This window comes from Paludisphaera soli, assembly GCF_011064595.1.
Taxonomy (GTDB): Bacteria; Planctomycetota; Planctomycetia; order Isosphaerales; family Isosphaeraceae; genus Paludisphaera; species Paludisphaera soli.
In genome coordinates, this window is the sequence record NZ_JAALJI010000039.1 from 20,348 (window position 1) to 43,840 (window position 23,493).

At 70.0% G+C, this 23,493-nt stretch carries 14 protein-coding genes and 2 pseudogenes; 12 read left to right on the forward strand and 4 right to left on the reverse strand.

From position 1 onward, the window contains the following. Positions 1–274 precede the first annotated feature (274 nt). Together G6O68_RS28960 and G6O68_RS28965 are read right to left on the reverse strand one after the other, a co-directional pair. Entirely contained in the window at positions 275–625 is a 351-nt protein-coding gene (locus G6O68_RS28960) for a hypothetical protein (RefSeq protein ID WP_165252757.1), read from the reverse strand. 395 nt (positions 626–1,020) lie between these two features. Next, positions 1,021–1,218, reverse strand: a complete 198-nt coding sequence (locus G6O68_RS28965; RefSeq protein WP_165252759.1) for a hypothetical protein — start codon at positions 1,216–1,218, stop codon at positions 1,021–1,023. 780 nt (positions 1,219–1,998) lie between these two features. Here G6O68_RS28965 and G6O68_RS28970 point away from each other — a divergent pair. The 3 genes from G6O68_RS28970 to G6O68_RS28995 all read left to right on the forward strand — a co-directional run bounded on the left by G6O68_RS28970 (position 1,999) and on the right by G6O68_RS28995 (position 11,586). Further along, complete coding sequence (locus tag G6O68_RS28970; protein WP_165252761.1) at positions 1,999–7,653, forward strand: HAMP domain-containing protein; 5,655 nt, start codon at positions 1,999–2,001, stop codon at positions 7,651–7,653. Positions 7,654–7,835: 182 nt separating this feature from the next. Further along, positions 7,836–10,550, forward strand: a complete 2,715-nt coding sequence (locus G6O68_RS32530) for a hybrid sensor histidine kinase/response regulator (RefSeq protein ID WP_240911550.1) — start codon at positions 7,836–7,838, stop codon at positions 10,548–10,550. A 328-nt stretch (positions 10,551–10,878) separates the two neighbouring features. Continuing rightward, entirely contained in the window at positions 10,879–11,586 is a 708-nt protein-coding gene (locus tag G6O68_RS28995) for a hypothetical protein (protein ID WP_165252763.1), read from the forward strand. 419 nt (positions 11,587–12,005) lie between these two features. On the opposite strand, the gene G6O68_RS29000 is transcribed toward G6O68_RS28995, so the two are convergent. Beyond that, positions 12,006–14,000, reverse strand: a complete 1,995-nt coding sequence (locus G6O68_RS29000) for a glycoside hydrolase family 32 protein (RefSeq protein ID WP_165252765.1) — start codon at positions 13,998–14,000, stop codon at positions 12,006–12,008. A 437-nt stretch (positions 14,001–14,437) separates the two neighbouring features. Between G6O68_RS29000 and G6O68_RS29005 the strand changes: the two genes are divergently transcribed. The 9 genes and pseudogenes from G6O68_RS29005 to G6O68_RS33085 all read left to right on the forward strand — a co-directional run bounded on the left by G6O68_RS29005 (position 14,438) and on the right by G6O68_RS33085 (position 22,477). After that, positions 14,438–15,304 (forward strand): STAS domain-containing protein, encoded by an 867-nt coding sequence (locus tag G6O68_RS29005; RefSeq protein ID WP_165252767.1) that lies wholly within the window; start codon positions 14,438–14,440, stop codon positions 15,302–15,304. A 14-nt stretch (positions 15,305–15,318) separates the two neighbouring features. Then, on the forward strand, positions 15,319–15,714 hold the full coding sequence (locus G6O68_RS29010) for an STAS domain-containing protein (protein WP_165252768.1): 396 nt from the start codon (positions 15,319–15,321) through the stop codon (positions 15,712–15,714). After that, entirely contained in the window at positions 15,695–16,099 is a 405-nt protein-coding gene (locus G6O68_RS29015; RefSeq protein WP_206108244.1) for an anti-sigma regulatory factor, read from the forward strand. Before G6O68_RS29010 ends, G6O68_RS29015 begins: the two co-directional genes overlap by 20 nt. 47 nt (positions 16,100–16,146) lie before the next feature. After that, positions 16,147–17,139: an ATP-binding SpoIIE family protein phosphatase gene (locus G6O68_RS29020; RefSeq protein WP_165252790.1), complete on the forward strand. Its 993-nt coding sequence runs from the start codon at positions 16,147–16,149 to the stop codon at positions 17,137–17,139. After that, positions 17,136–19,292, forward strand: a complete 2,157-nt coding sequence (locus tag G6O68_RS29025) for an ATP-binding protein (protein ID WP_165252769.1) — start codon at positions 17,136–17,138, stop codon at positions 19,290–19,292. The genes G6O68_RS29020 and G6O68_RS29025 overlap by 4 nt, the downstream gene beginning before the upstream one ends. Position 19,293: 1 nt before the next feature. Next, positions 19,294–21,246 carry a hybrid sensor histidine kinase/response regulator gene (locus G6O68_RS29030; protein ID WP_165252771.1) on the forward strand — a complete coding sequence of 651 codons (1,953 nt, stop codon included), beginning with the start codon at positions 19,294–19,296 and terminating at the stop codon, positions 21,244–21,246. 201 nt (positions 21,247–21,447) lie between these two features. After that, positions 21,448–21,744 (forward strand): annotated as a pseudogene (locus G6O68_RS33695) (histidine kinase dimerization/phospho-acceptor domain-containing protein); the annotation flags it as partial. A gap of 158 nt (positions 21,745–21,902) precedes the next feature. Beyond that, a pseudogene (locus tag G6O68_RS33700) lies at positions 21,903–21,998 on the forward strand (ATP-binding protein); the annotation flags it as partial. Positions 21,999–22,306: 308 nt separating this feature from the next. Continuing rightward, positions 22,307–22,477, forward strand: coding sequence for a hypothetical protein (locus G6O68_RS33085; protein WP_240911552.1), 171 nt, complete (start codon positions 22,307–22,309; stop codon positions 22,475–22,477). A gap of 53 nt (positions 22,478–22,530) precedes the next feature. On the opposite strand, the gene G6O68_RS29045 is transcribed toward G6O68_RS33085, so the two are convergent. Continuing rightward, entirely contained in the window at positions 22,531–22,899 is a 369-nt protein-coding gene (locus G6O68_RS29045; protein WP_165252773.1) for a response regulator, read from the reverse strand. Positions 22,900–23,493 lie beyond the last annotated feature (594 nt).

Here is a 23,493-nt window from a genome sequence, read left to right on the forward strand (position 1 = left end):
CCGGACGGCTCCGTCGAGGCGGATCACGAGCCGGCCGACGTCGTCCCTTTCATGTCGCAATCCCGGCATCGGTTGCCACCGGCGGCCAAAGGCTTGACCGAGGGCGGACGAGGCCGTCGATCCGCTCGGAGGCCCCGACGGCATTGATCCGCGGCATCGATGCAGGAAGGGACGTCGAGGGGATTCGGAATGTGGAAAACGAGACAATTCGGATGATGGACGTCAATCGATCCGGTGGTCTGGGAGTCGCACCTCGACTCGCCGCATCTCCTGCTTACGGCCGTCCGAGCCGGACGGGCTCCAGGAAGACGCTGCGATCAACCGTGGCATGGATCGCGTCCCAGAAGGCGGGGGGCCCCCAGGCGGGCCGGCCGGCGCGATGAGTCCCGGGCACCGTTGCGGAGACGTCGCCGACCGCGTCGTCGACGACGTCGAAATCCTCCACGGCTCGGTCCATCGCCGCGGCCGCCTCGAAGGGGTTCGCAGCCTCCGCTTCGTCGAGGTGGGAGAAGATCTCGTCGCCCCCCTCGCGGCCGTATCTCGGCGCGACGGCGAAGCCGACGCCCGCCCCCCCGCCGATGACGAACCGCCGCCCTACCTTCGAGCTTGCCCGAGACCTCGTCATGGCCTCGCGATGAGAGTACTTGATTCGTGGTCCGGGCCCCAATCCGGCTCCTGGTCGCGCTCGGCCTCGACATGGACGGGGTACCTCTCGCGGGTCGGAACGCGGTCGATGTCGACCGTCGAAGCAGCCCATCCCGCGAGCCCCGCGGCGGCGCGGCCTCTCACGCTCGATGAAGGGATCCGATCCCACCCATTGAGGACCGCTCGGCCGGTCGTACGGCACCGCATGGCCGAACTCGGAGCGACCGCCTGGCGTCAGGCTCTCTACCTCCGCGGCGGCTCGCGAACGACGGCGGTCGCCGGTTCGTTCGCCGCATCTCCCGGGCGGTCGTCGAAGCGGGTCGGACCCCCGTAAGGACGGCCCCCCGGCCGATCTCGACGGTGGGACGTGAGACGCTACTCCGGGCCGGCGGCGCGGGCCCTGTAGTCCATCTCCGCCGCGACGATGCGGGCCAGCAGCGTCACGATTCGGACCTGGCGTTCGGTGCCGGCGAACTCGCCGACGGCCAGATGGTCGACCTCGGCGCGCAGGGCCCGCAAGCTGGCCCAGAGCTGGTCTCGCTCCGAAATCTCTCTCGCCTGATCCGGGCGCATGTCAGCCCCCATCTTGCGTGTCAATCGAAAGGGACCCCCGATGACGACCGAGCGACCGATCCGTATCGAGAACCTGCGCCCAGGCCTCTTGCGGACGAGCCCGATAGGCGTCCGGGCTCTCATGCACGCCCTGCGCCCTATGGGCCGAAGGCTCATCATAACCGGGTCGACGGCCGAGGAGATGCCTGCTCCTGTAAGACTGTACGAGATGCGGGACCTCGCCGGGCCATGCCCCGATTTCAGGACCCTGCATACTCGACCCGTCCATGTCCCCCCGCCGGCCCAGTTCGAGTCGGCCTGGGCCTTGTAATGGTTGCGTCGGCCTCGCAAAGCCCGGCGTCTCGAAAGTAGACCGATGTTTGATCCATCAAGTCGATCCCGCGTGGGAGCCCTTGCGGACCTGTTCGGGGCGTGAGTATCGTAGTCGATCATACCGGTGCGAGGCTTGCGGCACGAGTGGACGATCCTTGCCCCCATTCAAAACCGATGGCGTCGTCCACTCCGAGGCGCCGAAACTCCGGGCATCCACCCCGCCCCGCCTTGGAGGACGAAGTCGGAGCGACGATCGACGACCACGCTGCCGTCACCCCGCACCCGCTCGCCCCGAGCCGGCGTGAAGCACGAGCTTCGTGCGTCGGCGATCGGTTCCTGACCTAGATCGGGCGGTCCCGTCGAGCTACGTCGCAGCTAATCGACAGCGCCCCTCCCTGCTCGGGTGCCGGCTCCGCCCACAGGGGACCCGACGCACCGGCCGAGGACGATCAACCGGAGGTTCTTCCCGTGCCCAAGAATCCGTCGCCGAGATCGCCGACCGAGGTCGGCTCGGGCGCTGCCTCTCCGTCCGAGCCGCAAGGGAGGGCCGGCGCCGCGGCGCTCCCGTCCAACGGCCAGTACGACGGGAAACGGCTGCTTGCGGCCTTGAAGTCCCTCAAGAAGGGAGACTTCAGCGTCCGACTGATCGCCGACGACTCGGTCATCGGGGCGTCCATCGCCGAGGCGTTCAACGACGTCGCCGAGCTGATGGAAGGGAGCACCGGCGAGATCGCCCGGATCGCCGAGGCCGTCGGCAAGGAAGGCCGGATCTCGCAGCGCGCCGCCGCGGGGCCGGCGGGCGGCGGATGGGCCGCCAGGATCGACTCCATGAACGGCCTGATCGGCGACCTCGTCAGGCCCGTCGAGGAGGTCTCGCGGGTCATCGGCGCCGTGGCCAAGGGAGACCTCTCGCAACGCATCCCGCTGGAGCACGACGGCAGCCCGCTGCGGGGCGAATTCCTGCGGATCGGCCAGACGGTCAACACGATGGTCGATCAGCTCGGCTCCTTCGCGAGCGAGGTCACCCGCGTCGCCCGCGAGGTCGGCACCGAGGGCAAGCTCGGCGGACAGGCCGACGTCAAGGGCGTGGCCGGGACGTGGAAGGACCTGACGGACAGCGTCAACAGCATGGCCGGCAACCTGACCGCCCAGGTGCGCAACATCGCCCAGGTGACGACGGCGGTGGCCAACGGCGACCTGTCGAAGAAGATCACCGTCGACGTGCGGGGCGAGATCCTGGAGCTCAAGGACACCATCAACACCATGGTGGACCAGCTCGGCTCCTTCGCCAGCGAGGTGACGCGGGTGGCCCGCGAGGTCGGCTCGGAGGGCCGCCTGGGCGGCCAGGCCCAGGTGCGCGGCGTCGCCGGCGTCTGGAAGGACCTCACCGACTCGGTCAACGGGATGGCGGGCAACCTCACCGGCCAGGTGCGCAACATCGCCGAGGTGACCACCGCCGTCGCCAACGGCGATTTGTCGAAGAAGATCACCGTCGACGTCAGGGGGGAGATCCTCCAGCTCAAGGACACCATCAACACCATGGTGGACCAGCTCAACAGCTTCGCCAGCGAGGTCACCCGCGTCGCCCGCGAGGTCGGGACCGAGGGCAAGCTCGGCGGCCAGGCCCAGGTCCAGGGCGTGGGAGGCGTCTGGAAGGACCTGACGGACAACGTCAACGGGATGGCGGGCAACCTGACCGCCCAGGTGCGCAACATCGCCGAGGTGACGACCGCGGTGGCCAACGGCGACCTGTCGAAGAAGATCACGGTCCCGGTGAAGGGCGAGATCCTGGAGCTCAAGGACACCATTAACACGATGGTGGACCAGCTCAACAGCTTCGCCAGCGAGGTCACCCGCGTCGCCAAGGAGGTCGGCACCGAAGGCAAGCTCGGCGGGCAGGCCAAGGTCGAAGGAGTGGCGGGCACCTGGAAGGACCTGACGGACAACGTCAACAGCATGGCCAGCAACCTGACCGCCCAAGTGCGCAACATCGCCGAGGTCTCGACGGCGATCGCGAACGGCGACCTGTCGAAGAAGATCACCGTCGACGTGAAGGGCGAGATCTCCCAGCTCAAGGACACGATCAATACGACCGTCGACCAGCTGAACAGCTTCGCCAGCGAGGTGACGCGGGTGGCCCGCGAGGTCGGCACCGAAGGCCAGCTCGGCGGGCAGGCTCAGGTCCAGGGCGTGGCGGGCGTCTGGAAGGATTTGACGGACAGCGTCAACAGCATGGCGGGCAACCTGACCGCCCAGGTGCGCAACATCGCGGAGGTCACCACCGCCGTCGCCAACGGCGACCTGACCAAGAAGGTCACGGTGGACGTGCGGGGCGAGATTCTGGAGCTGAAGAACACGATCAACGCGATGGTCGACCAGCTGAACAGCTTCGCCAGCGAGGTGACGCGGGTGGCCCGCGAGGTCGGCTCGGAGGGCCGCCTGGGCGGCCAGGCCCAGGTGCGCGGCGTCGCGGGCGTCTGGAAGGACCTCACCGACAACGTCAACTCGATGGCCGGCAACCTGACGGATCAGGTGCGCAACATCGCCGAGGTGACGACCTCGGTGGCCAACGGGGACCTGTCGAAGAAGATCACCGTCGACGTGAAAGGGGAGATCCTCCAGCTCAAGAACACCATCAACGCGATGGTGGACCAGCTCAACAGCTTCGCCAGCGAGGTCACCCGCGTCGCCCGCGAGGTCGGGACCGAGGGCCAGCTCGGCGGCCAGGCCCAGGTGCGCGGCGTCGCCGGCGTCTGGAAGGACCTCACCGACTCGGTCAACGGGATGGCGGGCAACCTCACCAGCCAGGTGCGCGGCATCGCCAAGGTCGTCACGGCCGTGGCCAACGGCGACCTGAAACGCAAGCTCATCGTCGAGGCCAAAGGTGAGGTCGCGGCGCTCTCGGACACCATCAACGAGATGATCGACACCCTGGCCACCTTCGCCGACCAGGTCACGAGCGTGGCCCGCGAGGTGGGGGTCGAGGGACAGCTCGGGGGCCAGGCCAAGGTCCCCGGGGCGGCCGGCACCTGGAAGGGGCTGACGGAGAACGTCAATCAGCTCGCAGCCAACCTGACCACCCAGGTCCGCGCCATCGCCGAGGTCGCCACCGCCGTCACCAAGGGCGACCTCACCCGCTCCATCACCGTCGAGGCCCAGGGCGAGGTCGCGGCGCTGAAGGACAACATCAATGAGATGATCCGCAACCTCAAGGACACCACGCAGAAGAACACCGAGCAAGACTGGCTCAAAACCAATCTGGCCAAGTTCACCCGCATGCTCCAGGGCCAGCGCGACCTGATGGCCGTCACCAAGCTGGTGCTCTCGGAGCTCGCCCCGGTCGTCCAGGCCCAGCACGGCGTCTTCTACATGATGGACGGGGCCGACGGCGAGTCGCCGACGCTGAAGCTGACGAGCACCTATGCGTACCGCGAGCGTCGGGGGCTGCGGACCGAATTCCGCGTCGGAGAGGGCCTCGTCGGCCAGTGCGCCTACGAGCGAGAACGCATCCTCGTCACCGACGTGCCGGGCGACTACGTGCGGATCGGCTCCGGGCTCGGAGAGGCCCCGCCGCTGAGCATCGTCGTCCTGCCGGTGATCTTCGAGGGCCAGGTCAAGGCGGTGGTCGAGCTGGCCTCGTTCCGTCGCTTCACCGAGATCCACCTCAACCTGCTCGACCAGCTGACCGAGACGATCGCGATCGTCCTCAACACGATCGCGGCCAACATGCGCACCGAGGCGCTGCTGAAGCAGTCGCAGTCCCTGGCCCAGGAATTGACCAGCCAGCAGGAGGAGCTGCGCGAGACGAACACCCGGCTGGAGAGGCAGGCCGCCTCGCTCCAGGAGTCGGAGGACCTGCTCAGGAGGCAGCAGGACGAGCTGAAGCGGGCGAACGAGGAGCTGGAGACCAAGGCGGGCCAGCTGAGCACCCAGAAGAGCCAGGTCGAGGGGAAGAACCGGGAGATCGAGCTGGCCAAGCAGGAGCTTGAGGAGAAGGCCGAGCAGCTGGCGCTGACCTCGAAGTACAAGAGCGAATTCCTGGCCAACATGAGCCACGAGCTGCGCACGCCGCTGAACAGCCTGCTGATCCTGGCCGAGATGCTGTCGGACAACGCCGAGGGGAACCTGACCTCGAAACAGCGGGAGTTCGCCCAGACGATCCACGGCTCGGGATCGGACCTGCTGTCGCTCATCAACGACATCCTCGACATGGCGAAGATCGAGTCGGGGACCATGGCCGTGGACGTCGCCGACGTCCCGTTCGCCGACCTTCGAGACTACGTCGAGCGCACGTTCCGCCCGGTGGCCGAGACCAGGGGGGTGGAGCTCGCCATCGAGCTGGCCGACGGCCTGCCGGGCTCGATCGCCACGGACGCCAAGCGGCTGCAGCAGGTCCTGCGAAACCTGCTGTCCAACGCGTTCAAGTTCACGGAAAGCGGCCGGGTCGGCCTGGGAGTGGCCCTCGCCGCCGGCGGCTGGAGCTCGGGACATCCGGCGCTGGGCCGGGCCGGCGCGGCCGTGGCCTTCGCGGTCGGGGACACGGGCATCGGCATCGCGTCGGACAAGCTCAAGATCATCTTCGAGCCGTTCCAGCAGGCCGACACGGGGACCAGCCGCAAGTACGGCGGGACGGGCCTGGGGCTGTCGATCAGCCGGGAGATCGCCCACCTGCTCGGGGGCGAAATCCGCGTCCAGAGCACGCCCGGCCAGGGGAGCGTGTTCACCCTCTTCCTGCCGTTGGGGCACGCCCCCGCCGGTCGCCGGGACGCGGCGTGGCCCGGCGGCTCGGCCTCGAATCCGCCCCCTACCGCCCCCTCTTGGAATGGCCGCGAGGCGACGTACGTGGCCTCGCCCAGGCCGGCGGCCCTCGCCGATCATCGCGACGCGATCGAGGACGGCGACCGCGTCCTCCTGATCGTGGAGCACGAGCCGCGCTTCGCCGGGATCCTGGTGGACAAGGCCCACGAAATGGGCTTCAAGGCCGTCGCCACGTCCTTCGGCGAGGCGGCCTTGGAGCTGGCGCGCGAGCTGCGGCCGGCGGCGGTCACGCTCGACCTTCGGCTTCCCGACATGGACGGCTGGGTCGTCCTCGACCGCCTGAAGCGCGACCCCGGGACTCGACACATCCCCGTCCACATCATCTCCGTCGACGACAGCTGGCAGCGTGGGATGCGGCTGGGGGCCTTCGCCTTCCTGAAGAAGCCCGTCAGCCGCCGGTCGCTGGACGAAGCCCTGGCGGGCCTCAAGGGCTTCGTCGAACGAGGGATCCGCGAGCTGCTGGTGGTCGAAGACAACGAGCTGGAGCGGGGCGGCATCGTCGCGGCCGTCGGCGACGGCGACGTGAACGTCACCGCCGTCGGCACCGCGCTGGAGGCGCTCGAAGCGCTCCAGGCCCGCCGCTTCGACTGCCTGATCCTCGACCTGGGCCTGCCCGACCTGGGCGGACTGGAGTTGCTGGAGCGGATCAAGCGCGAGATCAGTACGCCGGGCCTGCGCGTCGTCGTCCATACCGCTCGCGACCTGACGTCGCAGGAGCAGGCCCGCCTGGACGTGCTGGCCGAGGCGACCATCGTCAAGGACGTGAGGTCGCTGGAGCACCTGGTCGACAAGACGGCCCTGTTCCTCCACCGGGTCGAGGCCGAGCTCCGGCCCGAGACCCGGAGCATGCTCCACCAGGGCCAACTGGCCGACCCGGAGCTCGCCGGCAGGAAGGTCCTGATCGTCGACGACGACCTGCGCAACGTCTTCGCCCTGACCAGCAAGCTGGAGCGCTGGGAATTGCTGGTCCTGCGGGCGGAGAACGGCCTTCAGGCCCTGGAGCAGCTGGACCGCACGCCCGACGTCGACCTGGTCCTGATGGACATCATGATGCCCGAGATGGACGGGTACGAGACGATGCGGGCCATCCGCGGGCGGGAGGCGTTCCGCGACCTGCCCATCGTGGCCCTGACGGCCAAGGCGATGAAAGAGGACCGGCAGAAGTGCATCGAGGCCGGGGCGTCCGACTACCTGTCCAAGCCGGTCGGCGGCGAGCAGCTCCTGTCCACCCTCCGCGTCTGGCTGCGACGAGCCGCCGATCGACCCGGCGAGCTCGGGGGCGCGGGGAGCCGAGGGCTCGGTTGAGGTGGGGCCGATCGTCGACGTCTCGGGTTGCGAGGCCGGCTGCACCCCCGGCCCGCACGAACCGGCCTGGAGTCGAGGTTTTGAAGCTGGAGGGCGACAGGATGTCATTCGGCGAGGACCGCACGCCAGACGGGCCCGGGAGGCGGGCCGATTCCGGCCGAATCGAAGGAACGGCCCCTGGGTTGGGAGATCCAGGGGCCGGCGGCGCGACCCGCGTTTTGCTAGTCGACGACCTGCCCAAGAACCTGCTCGCCCTGGAGGCCGTCCTGGGCGGCATGGGGCTGGACCTGGCGCGGGCCGGATCGGGCGAGGAGGCCCTGCGTCAGGTCCTGGACGGGGATTTCGCCGTCATCCTGATGGACGTCCAGATGCCCGGCATGGATGGTTTCGAGGCGGCCGAGCTGATCCGCCGACGCGACCGCTCCAGCCACACGCCGATCATCTTCCTGACGGCCTTCCAGAACACCGAGGGGCAGGCCTTCCAGGGATACGCCCTCGGGGCGGTCGACTTCCTCTCGAAGCCGATCGTGCCGGCGGTGCTGCGATCCAAGGTGGCCGTGTTCGTCGAGCTGCACCAGAAGACCGACCAGGTCAGGCGTCAGGCGGCCGAGCTGGTCGAGAACCAGCGTCGGGAGCACGACCGCGCGTTGGCCGAGGAACGGGGCCGCTGGGAGGTCGAGAGGCTCCGGGCGGAGGCGGCCCGAGAGCGGGAGGCGGCCGGGGCGTTGGCGCGCACGGTCTCCGAACTCACGCGGGCCGAGACGGACCTCCGCGCCCGGGCCGCCCAGCAGGCGATCGTCTCCGAATTGGGCCACCAGGCCCTGGCGGGCGCGGGCCCGGCCGGCCTGATGAACGAGGCGGTCGCCCAGGTGGCGGGGATATTCGGAGTTCGGTACGCCTACGTCGCGGAGGCCGCCCCCGGGCGGGATTTCCAGATCGTGAGGGCCGGCTTCGGCTGGGCGGCGGGGAATGCGGAACGGGCCGTCCTCGGCGCCGGTGCGGGGTCGATCGCGGGATTCACCCTTCTGACGGGGGAACCGGTGGTCGCCGAGGACCTTCAGGCCGAGAGCCGCTTCGCCCCGTCGCCGCTCCTCCGCGACCACGGCGTCGCGGCCGGCTTGTGCGTCCCCATCCAGGGGCGAGAAGGGCCGTACGGCACTTTGGGCGTGTTCAGCGACGGCGCGAGGACCTTCGCCCGGGACGACGTCCACTTCCTGCAATCCGTCGCCAACGTGCTGGCGGCGGCCGTCCAACGCCGACGCGACGAGGACGAGCTGGCGGCGGTCCGCGACGAGCTGGCGGCCCAGTTGGCCGACATGATGCGGCTGCACGCCCTGGTGGCCCGCCTGTCCACCAGCCTGGAGTTGACGTCCGTCCTGGAGGAGGTCCTGTCCGCGGTCTTGGCGCTCCGCGGATCCGAGCGGGGCGTCCTGACGCTCAGGGACGCCGACCGGGACGCCGCGGCGACGGCGGTCAGCATGGGCTTCACGGCCGAGGGGCTTGACGACGGCCTCACCGCTCCGGCGGCCGGCGCGGCGAACTCACCTCCGTGCGCCGCACCCCACCGGCCGGCCGAGCGGCCCGAGGGCGACGTCGACGCGGTCCTCACGCCGCTGCTGACCAGCGGCGGCGTGCATGTGGGTAGCATCGCCGCCTACTTCTCATCGCCCCACCGTCCCACCGGGCGCGAGACCCGCCTCGTCGAGCTCTACGCCCGCCAGGCGGGCGACGCGATCGACAACGCCCGACTCTACCGGGCCATTCGCGACGACGACCGGCGAAAGGGGGAGTTCCTCGCCATGTTGGCGCACGAGCTTCGCAACCCGCTCTCGCCTTTGCTGCACGCGCTGCAAATGCTCGGGCCGGGTGCCGGCCCCCTCCGGGACGTCGCGGAGCGTCAGGCTCGGCATCTGGTGCGTCTGGTCGACGACCTGCTGGACGTCTCGCGGATCAGCACGGGCAAGATCGAGCTGCGTCGAGGGGTCGTCGACCTGCGCGAGGCCGTCGCCCACGCCGCCGAGACCGCGCGGCCGCTGATCGAATCCCGTCGGCACGAGCTGACGATCACGCTGCCCGAGGAGCCGATCCCCCTGGAGGCGGACGCGGCCCGGTTGGAACAGATCCTGGTCAACCTGTTGAACAACGCCGCCAAGTACACCGAGCCGGGGGGCCTGATCGCGGTCGAGGCGCGACGCGAGGGGGAGGACGCGGTGGTCCGGGTGCAGGACTCGGGCGTCGGCATCGAGCCGGAGCTCCTGCCGCGGATCTTCGACCTGTTCACGCAGGCGGGGCGCTCCTTGGACCGCAGCCAGGGGGGGCTGGGCGTCGGCCTGACGCTGGTCCGGCGCCTGGTGCAGCTCCATGGCGGCGAAGTCTCCGCCGGCAGCCCCGGCGTCGGCCGGGGCAGCGAGTTCGTCGTCCGCCTGCCCATCCGGGCGTTCCGAGAGGGGGGCTCGACGCAGGACGAGGGATCGCCGCCCTCCGGCCCCGGCGGGCGGGGCGCCGCCGGGCCGAAGTTCGTGCTGATCGTGGACGACAACGCCGACGCCGCGCTGACCCTGGCCCGGCTCCTTGAGTCGAGCGGCCACCGCGTCGAGGCGGCCCACGACGGGCCGGCCGCCCTGGAGCGGGCGGGCTCCCGGCCGCCGGACGTGGTGTTGCTGGACATCGGGCTGCCGGGCATGGACGGCTACGAGGTGGCCAGGCGGCTTCGGGCTTCGGGCCTGGACCGGGCGATGATCGTCGCGTTGACCGGATACGGCCAGGAGGAGGACCGACGTCGATCCCGCGAGGCGGGGATGGACGCCCACCTCACGAAGCCCGTCGACCTGCAGACGCTCAACGAGCTTTTCTCCCTCCATCGACCGCCTGTCCGACGTGCTGCGACGCCGGAGTGAAGAGACTGGCCTGGCGGTTCCCGGTTCAGGATCCGTGGGCGAGGGATCGTCCCCCGAGAACGTACCCCTCGTCCGCATACGGCAGTTTCTACCTCATGAAGACCGGGACCCTCCGAGCGGCGGTTCGACGGCCTGGGGCGGACGCTCTCCCGGGGGCGCGACCGTAAGGTCGGAGATCGACGCAGCCGGTGGGGGCGGCCGCCGGCGCGGGCGGGGACAGTGGGTCGAGGACGCTTACGGCTCGGGGCCGCTCAGGCAGCTGGCGGCCCATCTGGTCGCCGAGGCCCGCGAGGCCGGACGCGTCAGACTGGCCGAGCTGGACGAGGCGATGGTCGAGCTGGACCTGGCCTGCACCGCGGCGTGCGAGGCCGTCCGGGAGTCCGGAGGAGTCATGACGAAAATAAACGAAACCGAGAATCCGCAGGCCGTCCCGACCGTCGAACTCGACGAGATCCGCGATCTGCTGCGGCGCGCCGCCGGCAAAGATGCGGGAGCCATGCCAGAGCTGCGGGCGGCGCTCGACCGCCGGCCCGAGGTCTGGCGGAGGCTGGGCGACCCGGCCGCGCACGTCGAGAGGACCTGGATCGGCGAGCTCGCCGGGCCGGACGCGGCGCTGGCCGAGGTGTTCGCTCGCAGGGCGGCCGACCTGAGGCGCGAGCTGATCGGGCCGGCCCCTTCGCCCCTGGAGCGGCTGCTGGTCGACCGGGTCGTCGCCTGCTGGCTGCAGGTCCGCCACGCCGACCTGGCCGCCGCCCGGCCGGGGGGCCGGACGGCCGAGGGCCGGGACCGCATGACGAGGCGGCAGTCGGCCGCCGCTACGCCGGCGCCATCGAGGCGCTGGCGCGGCTGCGACGGATGCCGCCGGTCGTCGCGACGCCGGGCGAGAGGGCGCACGAGGCGCCGGCCCAGCCCCCCGGCGTGCACGACCATACGGCCGATATCGTCCCTTCCCCCCCCCGCCGAGGGCCGGGGACCGTCCGGCGGCGCAAGCTCGACCGAGGGCGGACGCCGCCGCCGGCGCGTCCGGGGGTCGTGAAGACGCCGGACGAACAAAGCCCTCCCGTCCGATGCGACGGGTCGGTCATGCTCCACGCCGTCCTCGCCGCGAGCCCGACCGATCGTCGCGTGGTCCCGCCCGGCCGTGGGGTTAGAGGAGCTCTCGCGGATTCCGCACCCGCGAGCCTGGCCGCCTCGGCCTCGACATCCGCCAACGAACCACGCCCACCGAAGCCCTCCTTCAGCCATGCCGATTCGACCCGCGGGATGTCGCGCAGGGGCCCGCTGGCGGCGGGACGAAGATGGTCTGCTGATTGACGTTAATCGAAGTTTGGAATTGGACTTCCCACGACCGACGCTCTCCGTCGACGGCCATCCGACTCGCTCATGTTCCCCCGACGCCAAGGCCGTCGACGTCGTTCCACGGCCCGCGCCGCGATCCGGAGGATGGAAGCCTCATCACCGGAGCGCGGGCCCCGGCGTCTTCCAGATCGATTCGAGCTCCCACGCACGGAAGTGCTTGAGCATCGCGGGGGCGCCACGCGAGAAGGCCTCCACGCCGCGGTTCGCCGGGTCGGGGAAGATCAGGGCCGTCAGGGTCGTCCCGCCGTCGTCGACGAAGACCTCCACCGAGGATTGGTCGAGGAAGATCCGCAGCCTGATCTCGCGGCCGGACGGCGCGTGCGGCGCGGAGACGCGGCGGGCGAACCGCGGGTCGAACCCCGCCTCGCCGGAACGCCGACGGTCGAGGTAGACGGTCGACGTCCGGGCGTCGAAGCCCACCGTCGTCCGGGCGTCGCCGCCGATGCAAAGGTCGAATCCGACGGCGGCGCCGGGCCCGTCCCAGGCGAACGACGCCTCGATCTCGTAGCAATTGCGGGACGGGCGGAAGCCGAGATCCTCGCCCCCGCCGCGCAGCGGCCGATCGCGGATCTCGAACGCTTCCCGACGCAGCGAGGCCAGCTCGGGGATGGGTCGCTGGCGGATCGCGTAGCCTCCCGGGGCGGTCGCCAGCTCGACCTCGCGGGGGAGGGCCTCGGCCCCCCTGCCCCAGGAGGTGGGGACCTTCTGGGCGTACTCCCAGTTCCCCATCCAGCCGAGCCACACCGTCCGGTCCTCCCGCTCGCCGAAGTCCCGCCAGGCGCGCAGGGCGTAGTAGTCCGGCCCCCAGTCGATCCAGCTCGCCTGCTCGCGGCCGTGGTCCAGGAGCACGTCCGAGTAGACCACGTGATCCAGCGTGACGTTGCCCCAGTCGCCCCGATGCCGGTCGACGACCCGCAGCCGCGCCCGATTCCCCTTCAACGCGGATACGTCCCAGCCCGACCAGGTCAGGGCGTCGCTGTCCCGTCCCGTCGCCTCGCGGACGACCTCGCCGTCCACGAGGAGCTGCAGGCCGGTCTCGCCCGGGTGGTCCCCGCCGCCGATCAGGAAGTTGATGCAGCCGTGGGCGAGCGTGAACTCCGGCGAGGTCAGCGAGCCAGTCGCCTCCGGCCCGGCCCTCCGCGTCGAGACCAGGCGCCTGCCCAGGTACCCGGCCAGGGGCGGGGCGCCGACGTCGGGCCCGGCCCCGAAGGCGTCCCCCTCGGCCGTCCAGCCCGCGTAGCCGTCGGCCTCGAAGTCGGCGAACACCTCGCCCGGGACGCCGGCCCCATCCTTCAGGAACGCCCGCTGGGCCTCGTCCGGCGTGAACCGCGTCCCGTCGAACTCGCCGACGAAGAACTGCTCCTTGTTCGGCCCCATGCCGCAGACCAGCACCCACTTCATCCGCGAGCGGTCGCCGTCGAGCGGCAGGCGGATGAGGTTGGGCACCTCCCAGATCTGCTCGCGGGCTCCGAGGGGGCCGAAGTCGCTCAGCGGCGTCCACGACTTGAGGTCGGGCGAGGCGTAGAAGCGGACCTTGCGCTCTTCCGGGAGGGCGATGACCATGACCCAGCGGCGCGTCGGCTCGTGCCAGAAGACGTCCGGGTCGCGGAAGGCCGGGCTCTGAATGTCGAGGACCGGGTTGCCCTCGTAGAACTTGAAGGTCTCGAAGTCGGTGCTGGACGACAGGCACTGGGTCTGGAGCCGGGCGGGGCCGTGGTCGAGCGTGTAGACGGCGACCATCGCCGGCTCGCCCGGGCGCCCGAAGCCGGCGGTGTCCGCCTCGTCGATCACGGCGCTCCCGGTCGTCTTCAGGAGGCCCGGGGCGCCGTCCGCCAGCGGGTAGGGGCGCTCGTCCCAGTGGACGAGGTCCTTCGAGGTCGCGTGGCCCCACCAGAACAGGTGGTAGACCCCCTTGTGATGCACCAGCCCGCAGGGGTCGCCGATCCAGCCGGAGCGCGGCGAGAAGTGGTACTGCGGGCGATATCTCTCCGAGTAAGAAGACGTGACCTCCTGGGCGGCGGCGGGCGGGTCGCCCGTCGGGAGCAACGCGACTCCGAAGATCATGATCCACGAACTGCGGACGACTGGCATGGCGATCGTCTCCCGGTCGATGGCGACGGCCCGAGTCTAGCCGACGCCGCGCGGGCGGCGCCAGGCGGCCTCCCGGACAGGCCCGCCGTCGTCGCGATCCTGCTCCGACACGGCCGGCGTCCGCTCTCGCCGATCGAGCGATCCAGGTGATTAGGGAAAAGCCTCGAACGCGGGCCCTGCTCGACCGTGGTCCTGGACTCGATCTGCTGCAGATCGTACAATCGCTCTCCGCTCGTGGAGCGCCGAACAAACGATGTTCGGCGGGCGTCGGATGGGCCGAGCGACGAGGCCGGCCTTCGCCGCACCGTTCGAGCGGCCATGTCAGTGGTTTGGGACGTCGCCGAACGCGCCATCAAAGCCGGCAGCCTTGGACGGCCGCCGCCGCGGAGATGGGACGATGCGTTGACGCCCCTCGTTTCGCCAGGAGCCGGTTGACGATGAGCGACAACGGGAAGGGACTCTCCGAAGTCCTCTCGAAACACGAGGCCGACCTCCAGGCCGACTGGATCAAGGAGCAGACGGCCGGCTCGGCGCGGAGGACCGGCGCGATCAAGGAGGTCGAGCTTCGGGATCAGTGCAAGGAGTTCCTCGGGCTGGTCATCGAGGCCCTCCAAGGCGGTGGCGACCTCGACGTCCGAGGGCCCCGATGGAACCCGGTGCGCGATCTGCTCGCGAACCTCTCCCGCTCGCGGGGGCTCCAGGGGTTCACCCCGTCGGAGACCGCGTCCTTCGTGTTCTCCCTCAAGAAGCCGCTGTTCGCCCGCATCCGGCGGGACCTCTCCAAGGACGGCGAGGCCATGGCCGAGGCCACCCTGGCGGCCACCGTGCTGCTCGACGGCCTCGGGCTGTACACGACCGAGGTCCACCAGAAGGCCCGCGAGGAGATCATCGCGCGGCAGCAGCAGGAGATGCTCGAACTGTCCACCCCGGTCGTGACGCTCTGGGAGGGGATCCTGGCCCTCCCCATGATCGGCACTCTCGACAGCGCCCGGACCCAGGTCGTCATGGAGTCCCTCCTGCAGAAGATCGTCGACACGGCGTCGAGCATCGCCATCATCGACATCACCGGGGTCCCGACCGTCGACACTCTCACCGCCCAGCACCTCCTCAAGACGGTGACCGCCGCCCGGTTGATGGGCGCCGAGTGCATCATCAGCGGCATCCGCCCGCAGATCGCGCAGACCATAGTCCACCTGGGCGTGGACCTGGGCGACGTCACGACCAAGGCCTCGCTGGCCGACGCGCTAGCCGTCGCCCTGGAACGGACCGGGCGGGCCGTCCGCCGCGTCCGGGCCGGTTCCTGAAGGAGTCCGTCCCGATGGAACGCATCCCGATCCTCAGGATGGGCGGATTCCTCCTGGTCACGATCCAGGTCGACATGCACGACCGCCTCGTGACGACTCTGCAGGACGAGCTCACGACCATGATCGCCCAGACGGGGGCCCACGGGGTCCTGATCGACATCTCGTCGCTCGACATGGTCGATTCCTTCATCGGCCGGATGATCGGCGACATCGCGGGGATGTCGCGCGTGCTCGACGCCGAGACGGTCGTGGTCGGCATGCGACCCGCCGTCGCCATCACCCTGGTGGAGCTCGGGCTCTCGCTCGCCGGCGTTCGCACGGCGCTCGACGTCGAGAAGGGCATGGGCCTCCTCCGGGCCGCGACGCGGCGGCGGCTCGCGGAGGCCGACGATGGTGGTGTCGAAAGATGAGATCATGGAGATCCGGGCGTCGGATCACGTGGTGCTGGTGCGTCAAGCGGTGCGGAAGTGGTCGACCGAGCTCGGCTTCGGGCTGGTCGACCAGACCAAGATAATCACGGCCGCCAGCGAGTTGGCGCGGAACACGCTTGACTACGGCGGCGGGGGGACCGTCCGCCTGGAGGCGGTCGAGTCGGGGGGCAGACGCGGCTTGAGGCTGATCTTCGAGGACCAGGGGCCCGGCATCGTCGACCTGGAGAAGGCCCTGACGGACGGATACACCACCGGCAAGGGGATGGGGATGGGCCTGAGCGGATCCAAACGGCTGGTCAACGAATTCGACATCGTCTCGCGAGTCGGCGAGGGGACCCGCGTCACCATCACGAGGTGGAAGTGATCACGACGGCGGGCCGGCCGTTCGCGCTGGCGATCGACGACGCCAGCATGGTCGGCGAGGCCAGGCGGGCGGCGACCGCGCTGGCGGGGAGCCTCGGCTTCGGCGAGACCGGGCGCGGCCGGGTGGCCATCGTGGCGACGGAGGCGGCGACGAACCTGTCGAAGCACGCGACGGGCGGCGAGATCCTCATCCAGGGGATCGAGGCCGGGGAGTTCGGCGGGGTGGAGATCCTGGCCCTGGATCGAGGGCCCGGCATGGCGGACGTCGATCGCTGCATGTCGGACGGATATTCGACCGCCGGCTCGCCCGGGACGGGGCTGGGGGCCATGTCCCGCCTCTCGGGGACTTTCGACGTCCACTCGCTGCCCGAGCTCGGCACGGCCGCGTTGTCGCGACTCTGGGCGGGGGCCTCCCCCGGGGCCTCGTCGTTCGCGGGGCTGGAATTCGGGGCCGTCAGCGTCCCCCTGGCGGGCGAGGAGGTCTGCGGCGATTGCTGGGCGATCGACGGCGACGAGGGCCGGGCCCTCGTGCTGGTGGTGGATGGGCTGGGCCACGGCCCGCAGGCCGCGGAAGCCGCGCGCAAGGCCGTCGGGAGCTTCGCGGAGGCGGCGGCCCGGCTCGAACCGGCGGAAGTCCTCAAGGCGGCCCACGCGGCCCTCGGCGGCACGCGCGGGGCCGCGCTCGCCGTCGCGCGGATCGACCGCGAGCGGGGGGAGGTCCGGTTCGCCGGGGTGGGAAACATCTCGGGCGTCATCTACGGCTCCGTCGACGAGGCCGGGAGGACGAGCATGGTGTCCCACAACGGCACCGTGGGGCACACGGTCCGCAAGATCCAGGAGTTCGTCTACCCCTGGACCCCCGGCTCGACGCTGATCATGCACTCGGACGGCGTGGCCACCCAGTGGCGCCTAGACCGTTACGCGGGCCTGTCCGCGAAGCACCCCGGCCTGATCGCCGGGACGCTCCACCGGGATTTTCGGCGGCCCCGGGACGACGCGACCGTCGTGGTAGCCCGGGATTGCGGGCCGGGCCGCCCATGAGCCTCCCCCTGCTGACCGTGGAGATCCGCCTGGAGCCCGACGTCGTGTCGGCCCGCCAGAGGGCCCGCCAGATCGCGGGGCTGCTGGGCTACCCCCCGCTCGACCAGACGCGAATCGCCACGGCCGTCTCCGAGATCGCCCGCAACGCCTTCCAGTATGCGGGCGGCGGCACGGTCGAGTTCCGGGTCGAGACGGGGGCTTCGCCGGGGATGCTGATCCGGGTCAGGGAGCGGGGCCCGGGCATCCGGGACCTGCAGGCCATCCTCGACGGCCGCTACGACTCGCCGACGGGTCTCGGGGTCGGCATCCTGGGGGCCAAGCGGTTGATGGACCGGTTCGAGATCGAGTCGACCGACCGCGGCGCCGCCGTCACGATGATCAAGGATTCGCCGCGCGGGAGGGCCCCGTGGGGCCAGGCCGAAATGGCTCGGGTCTCGGCCGAGTTGGCCCGGAACGCCCCCCTCGGGCTGCAGGAAGAACTCCTGATCCAGAACCAGGAGTTGCTCCGCACCTTGCAGGAGCTCCGGGAGCGGCAGGCCGAGCTCGCCGAGCTGCACGCCCGCGAGCTGGAGGAGACCAATCGCGGCGTGGTGGCCCTCTACTCCGAGCTCGACGAGAACGCGAAGGACCTGCGCCGGATCTCGGAGCTCAAGTCCCGGTTCCTGTCCAACATGAGCCACGAGTTCCGATCGCCGCTCAACACGATCCTGAGCATGTCGGGGTTCCTGCTCGACGGCAGCAGCGGCCGGCTGACGGCCGAGCAGGAGACGGAGGTCGGCTTCATCCGCAAGGCGGCGGAATCCCTGACGGCCCTCGTCAACGACCTGCTGGACCTCGCGAAAGTCGAGGCGGGTAAGGCCGTCGTCCGGGTCGAGACGTTCGACGTCGCCGACCTGTTCGAGACCCTGCGGGGGACGACCAGGCCGCTGCTCGCCCCCGGGGTCGTGTTGCTGATCGTCGATGAGGCCGCCGGCCTCCCGCCGCTCCGCACCGACGAGGGGAAGGTCGCACAGATCCTCAGGAACTTCCTCTCGAACGCGGCGAAGTTCACCGAGCGCGGGGAGATCCGCCTGGGCGCGAAGGTCGGCCCCGGGGGCACCGTCGTCTTCACGGTCTCCGACACGGGGATCGGGATCGCCCCGGCGGACCAGCGGCGGGTCTTCGAGGAATTCAACCAGGTCGATGGGCCGGTCCAGAAGCGGGTCAAGGGGACCGGGCTGGGCCTGCCTCTGTCGCGCAAGCTCGCCGAGCTGCTGGGCGGCGGCGTCTCCGTGCGGAGCGACCCGGGGGCCGGCTCGACGTTCTTCGCCGTCATCCCGCGATCCTACAAAGAGCCGGACGAGGGCGACGTCAAGCACGAAGACACATGGCGGACGGCCCCGCCCCGCCGGCCCGTCCTCGTCGTCGAGGACGACCCCGTCGACCTGCTGCTGTACGAGAACCACCTCCGGGGCTCCGGCTTCCAGGTCCTCCCGGCGCGGAGCCTCGACGAGGCTCGTCGGGTCCTCGATCGGGTCCGCCCGGTCGCCGTGCTGCTCGACGTCGTCTTGGATGCGGGAAGCGGGTGGAGCTTGCTCGCCGAGATGAAAGGGTCGGAGGCCAACAGGGAAGTCCCCATCTTCGTCGTGTCCGTCCTCGACGGGAGGGAACGCGCGATGGGGCTCGGGGCCGCCGATTTCCACCTCAAGCCCATCGGCCGCGATTGGCTCCTGGGCCGCCTGGAGGCGTTGGGGGCGGCCCGGCCTCTCGACACCATCCTGATCATCGACGACGAAGAGGCGGACCGGTACGCGTTGAAGGGGCTCTTGAACGCCCAGGGGAGGTTTGCGATCGTCGAGGCGCCCAGCGGCGAGGAAGGCCTCCGGCGGGCCCGGGCCGAGCGGCCCGACGCGATCTTCCTCGACCTGTTCATGCCGGACATGACCGGTTTCGAGGTCCTGGAGCGACTGAAGTCCGACGAGGGGACGAGGGACATCCCCGTCGTCCTGAACACCTCGGGCGTCCTCGACGACCGAGATCTCGGCCGTCTCGCGCCAAAGACCGCGATGATCCTCTCCAAGTCCGCGGGGACGGCGGAAGAGGCGTCGGCGACGATCCGGGAGGCCCTGGCCAACGCCGGCTTGAACCTGGACCCCGCGGGCCCGGAGGGGTGACATGGCCGCTCAACCGCCCGAAACCATCCTGGTCGTCGACGACGACGCGGCGAAACGGCACGCGGTGACGAAGATCCTCCGCAGGGCAGGGTACGCCATCCGCGAGGCCGAGACCGGCACCGACGCCCTCCGCCTCGTCGCCGAGAGGCCGTCCTTGATCGTCCTCGACGTCAAGCTGCCGGACCTGAGCGGGTTCGAGGTCTGCCGCCGGATCAAGGAGGACCCCGCCACCGCCATGATCCCCGTCCTCCACCTCTCGACGACTTTCGTCGACATCGAGGATCGCATCTACGGCCTGGAGGGCGGGGCCGACGGCTACCTGACCGACGTCCTGGAGCCGCTCGAACTGGTGGCGACGGTGAGGGCCTTGCTGCGCACCAGGAGGGCCGAGGAAGCCGCCCACATCTCGTCCAAGCAATGGCAGGCGACCTTCGACTCGGTCAGCGACGGCGTCCTCTTGCTGGACCGGAGCGGCAAGGCCGTCCAGTGCAACGCGGCGATGGAGGGCATCCTGGGCAGGCCCTGGAACGCCCTGGCTGGAGATTCGATCCACGACCTGCTGTCCATCTCCCCCGCCGCACATCGGTCGCCCTTCCTGCGGATGCTCGACAGCGGCCGCCGCGAGGAGGTCGAGCTGACGCTGGGCGACCGATGGCTGCGCGTCACCATCGACCCCATCCGCGACGCGGCCGGGGTCGTCAAGGGGGGCCTCTGCATCGCCTCCGACGTGACCGACCGCAGGTCCATGGAGGAGGAGCTGAGGCGGCGGGCCGACGAGTTGGTGGCGGCCGACAGGCGCAAGGACGAGTTCCTGGCGATGCTGGCCCACGAACTTCGCAACCCCCTCGCCCCTATCTCCAACGCGCTCCAGATGATCCGAATGCTGCGGGGCAAGCAGCCGGAGTCGGAAGAGGCGCTGGACATCGCGGCGCGTCAGGTCAAGCACATGTCCCGCCTGCTGGACGACCTGCTCGACGTCGCGCGATTCACGCGGGGCAACGTCCAGCTGAGCAAGGTCCCGGTGGAGCTGGCCTCGGTGCTGGCGCAGGCCGTGGAGACCGCACGCCCCCTGATCGAAGGCGGCGGCCACCAGTTCGCCACATCGTTCCCGCCCGAGCCCGTCTGGCTCGTGGGCGATCCGACCCGGCTGGCCCAGGTCGTTGCGAACCTGCTGAACAACGCCGCCAAGTATACCGACCCGGGCGGGCGGATCGCCCTCACAGCCGCACGCGAGGGGGGCGAGGCGGTGATCCGCGTGCGGGACGACGGCGTCGGACTGGACGCCCCGATGCTCGCGAGGGTCTTCGACCTCTTCGCCCAGGAAGACCGCTCGCTCGCACGTTCCCAGGGGGGCCTTGGCATCGGATTGACGCTCGTCCGCAGCTTGGTCCAGCTGCACGGGGGGACCGTCGGCGCCGAGAGCCGCGGGCTCGGCCAGGGCAGCGAGTTCATCGTACGCCTGCCCGCGGACTCGCACGTCGAGCCGACGCCCGAGCGAGAGGTCGAGCCCCTCGGGGTCGAACTGCGGCGGCGGCTGCGGCTCCTCGTCGTGGACGACAGCGTCGATTCGGCGCGGAGCCTCGCCCAATGTCTGAAGCTCTGGGGGTACGACGAGGTTAGCGTCGCCCACGACGGCCCGTCGGCGGTCGCGGTCGCGACATCCCAGCCGTTCGACGTGATTTTCCTCGACATCGGCCTCCCGGGGATGGACGGCTATCAGGTCGCCGAGCGGGTCCGAGATCAATTCGGTTCGGCCGGCCCCGTTCTGATCGCCCTGACGGGATACGGCCAGGCCGAGGACTCGGCACGCTCGCGGGACGTCGGATTCGACGAACACCTCACCAAGCCGGTGGATTTGGATCGACTCCGCACGATGCTCGGGGATCCATCTTTTCAGCGAGGGAGGGGTGGTCGTCGAGATTCCACCGGGGGGGTGGCCGGCGAGTCCCGATGATGAGCGGCCGTCCCGCCGAGCAGAGCCCCCATCTTGCACGATTGGAACGTTGCATCTCATGACGGCGGGGAAGGCCTCGGGCCTCGCACGGCCCGATTCGGGCGCGTTGCGCCGAGACCTGATAGCGTTCTATCATCGAGTCGACCTTTACCCCCTGCCGTTTAGCCGTGTTTCCATTTCACCGGCGCCAACCGCAGATTCATGTGCCGCCGCCGACGAAAAGTCCGGCGGCCGGCCCCGTCGGCGGCGCGATGGTCCGCACGCCGCGCGAGCGACCGCCTCGCGGACCCGCTCGACGTCGAGGCCGGGATCGGCGAGCGGCGAGGCCCGATCCTGGCCGAGCTCAGCCACGAGCTGCGCACGCCGCCGGGCTCCATACTCGGCTGGGCCAAGATCCTGCGGTCCGGCCGCGTGAGCGAGGATCACGTGCGGGAAGGCCTGGCGGTGATCGAGCGCAATGCGGCCGCCCAAGTGCAGATCATTAAGGATCTGCTCGACATCTCTCGGATCGTCTCGGCCAACTTCCGCCTGGAGGTAGCGGGTCAAGGCCCAGGACGTCGTCGAGGCGGCGGTCGTTCGGCCACGCCGGCGGCCATGGCCAAGGGGGGCCACCAAAAGATGATCGACTCGCTGGCCGGCACGTATCCGACCGCTTCCGCCAGGCCGACTCGGGCACGACGCGGCGCCACGGCGGACTTGGGCTGGGCCTCGCGATTGTGAAGCAGCTGGTCGAGCTGCACGGCGGCTCGGTGCGGGCCAAGAGCCCGGACGAGGGCTGTGGCTCGACCTTCATCGTGACCCTGCCTTTAGCGGTCGTCGACTCGGAGCAGCCGGCGGCCGACTCGCGACCGAAACCGAGGAGCGAGGCCGACCAAGTCTGCAAGGACCACCTGCTCGAAGGTGCCCGGGTTCTGATCCTGGACGACGAGCCGGACGCACGGCAGCTGATCCAGAGCGTGCTCACGGACTGCGAGGCCGAGGTCGCGCAGGCCGCTTCGGGCGCGAAGCCCTCCAACTCGTCGAGTCGTTCCGCCCCGACGAGATCGTCAGCGGCGTTGGGATGCCCGAGCAGGACGGCTACGACTTCATCCGCCAGGTGCGGGCTAAACGGTCGTTCAGGGAGCTGCCGGCGGCGGCACCCACGGCCTTCGCCAGGGCGGAGGACCGCAGGCAGGCGCTCTTCGCCGGCTTCCGGCCAAGCCGGTCGAGTCGGAGGAGCTGGTGGCCGTGATGGCCAGCCTGGCCGGCAGGACCTAGAGGGCGTGAGGCCGTTCGGTCGCCCGATCACTCGACGCGGAACTCGCCACTCCCATACCGGGCCAGCAGATCGAGGACGTCCGCCGGCTTGATGACGACGTCCGTCGCACCGGCCTCCCGAGCAAGGCGTTCGACGTCTTGCCTGGAGTCGGCCGTCACCATGACCTTCGGCACCCTGTCGAGCCCCTGCATGGAACCGAGCCGACGGATGAGTTCGATGCCGTCCATCTGGGGCATCATGAAGTCGGTCAGCACGAGCTCGGGCGTGAAGCCCTCCAGCCGACTTAGGGCGTCGGTCCCGGACGGGGACGCGAGCACCTCGCAGCCGGCGTACTGGAGGAGCCAGGCGGACGATTCGCGCAGGTCGTCCATGTCCTCGACGAGAAGTACTCGCATGGCGATAACGGTGCCGGACGGGCCTGGCACCGTCCTCCCTGTTCGTTGTCGCTGCGTCTTCGGCTGCGGCCTTCGATAAGGCAACTGACGGGCCACTCCTGCCTCGTCAGGACGAGTCGCTCCGATTTGCCTTTGGTGCACTTAGGGTAAAACCATTACACCCCCTGCATCCCGTCCCTCCGAATGATGCTCCCATGCATCGCGAGCAGGCCCAAGACACCATCTATCCCTTTCCCATGCCACCCCGCCCTCAACCTTTCATCGGAAAACTGAAAGCAGAGCCACGCCGCTCCAGCAGAAAAGCGGCTCCCTCTGAAGTTTGCCCCCCACTCTTCAGCCTGCACGGCGGAGCACCAGCGGCTCCGGTCCGCTCTCCTGCAAGGCCTGAAAGGCGGGCTGGAAACAGAGAAGGGGGAGACGGCATGAGTGAACCCGCGCACAAGATCCGGATCTCGAACCTCACCTCTTTCATCCGGCGGAACCTCGCCGAACACGGCGACGGGTACAGCGTCTAGCCGACCCGCATCTCCAAGACCGACGACGAGTGGCGCGAGGCCGAGAATCTCGGTTGCGACGACCTCCCGCCCGGAGCTA

Bases quoted from the DNA above. Each gene is read 5' to 3' on its own strand.
- G6O68_RS29000 (WP_165252765.1), bottom strand. From the start codon at position 14,000: ATGCCAGTCGTCCGCAGTTCGTGGATCATGATCTTCGGAGTCGCGTTG.
- G6O68_RS29025 (WP_165252769.1), top strand. From the start codon at position 17,136: ATGAGCCTCCCCCTGCTGACCGTGGAGATCCGCCTGGAGCCCGACGTC.
- G6O68_RS29015 (WP_206108244.1), top strand. From the start codon at position 15,695: ATGGTGGTGTCGAAAGATGAGATCATGGAGATCCGGGCGTCGGATCAC.
- G6O68_RS33085 (WP_240911552.1), top strand. From the start codon at position 22,307: ATGCCCGAGCAGGACGGCTACGACTTCATCCGCCAGGTGCGGGCTAAA.
- G6O68_RS28965 (WP_165252759.1), bottom strand. From the start codon at position 1,218: ATGCGCCCGGATCAGGCGAGAGAGATTTCGGAGCGAGACCAGCTCTGG.
- G6O68_RS29030 (WP_165252771.1), top strand. From the start codon at position 19,294: ATGGCCGCTCAACCGCCCGAAACCATCCTGGTCGTCGACGACGACGCG.
- G6O68_RS29010 (WP_165252768.1), top strand. From the start codon at position 15,319: ATGGAACGCATCCCGATCCTCAGGATGGGCGGATTCCTCCTGGTCACG.
- G6O68_RS29020 (WP_165252790.1), top strand. From the start codon at position 16,147: ATGGTCGGCGAGGCCAGGCGGGCGGCGACCGCGCTGGCGGGGAGCCTC.
- G6O68_RS28960 (WP_165252757.1), bottom strand. From the start codon at position 625: ATGACGAGGTCTCGGGCAAGCTCGAAGGTAGGGCGGCGGTTCGTCATC.
- G6O68_RS28995 (WP_165252763.1), top strand. From the start codon at position 10,879: ATGGTCGAGCTGGACCTGGCCTGCACCGCGGCGTGCGAGGCCGTCCGG.
- G6O68_RS29045 (WP_165252773.1), bottom strand. From the start codon at position 22,899: ATGCGAGTACTTCTCGTCGAGGACATGGACGACCTGCGCGAATCGTCC.
- G6O68_RS29005 (WP_165252767.1), top strand. From the start codon at position 14,438: ATGAGCGACAACGGGAAGGGACTCTCCGAAGTCCTCTCGAAACACGAG.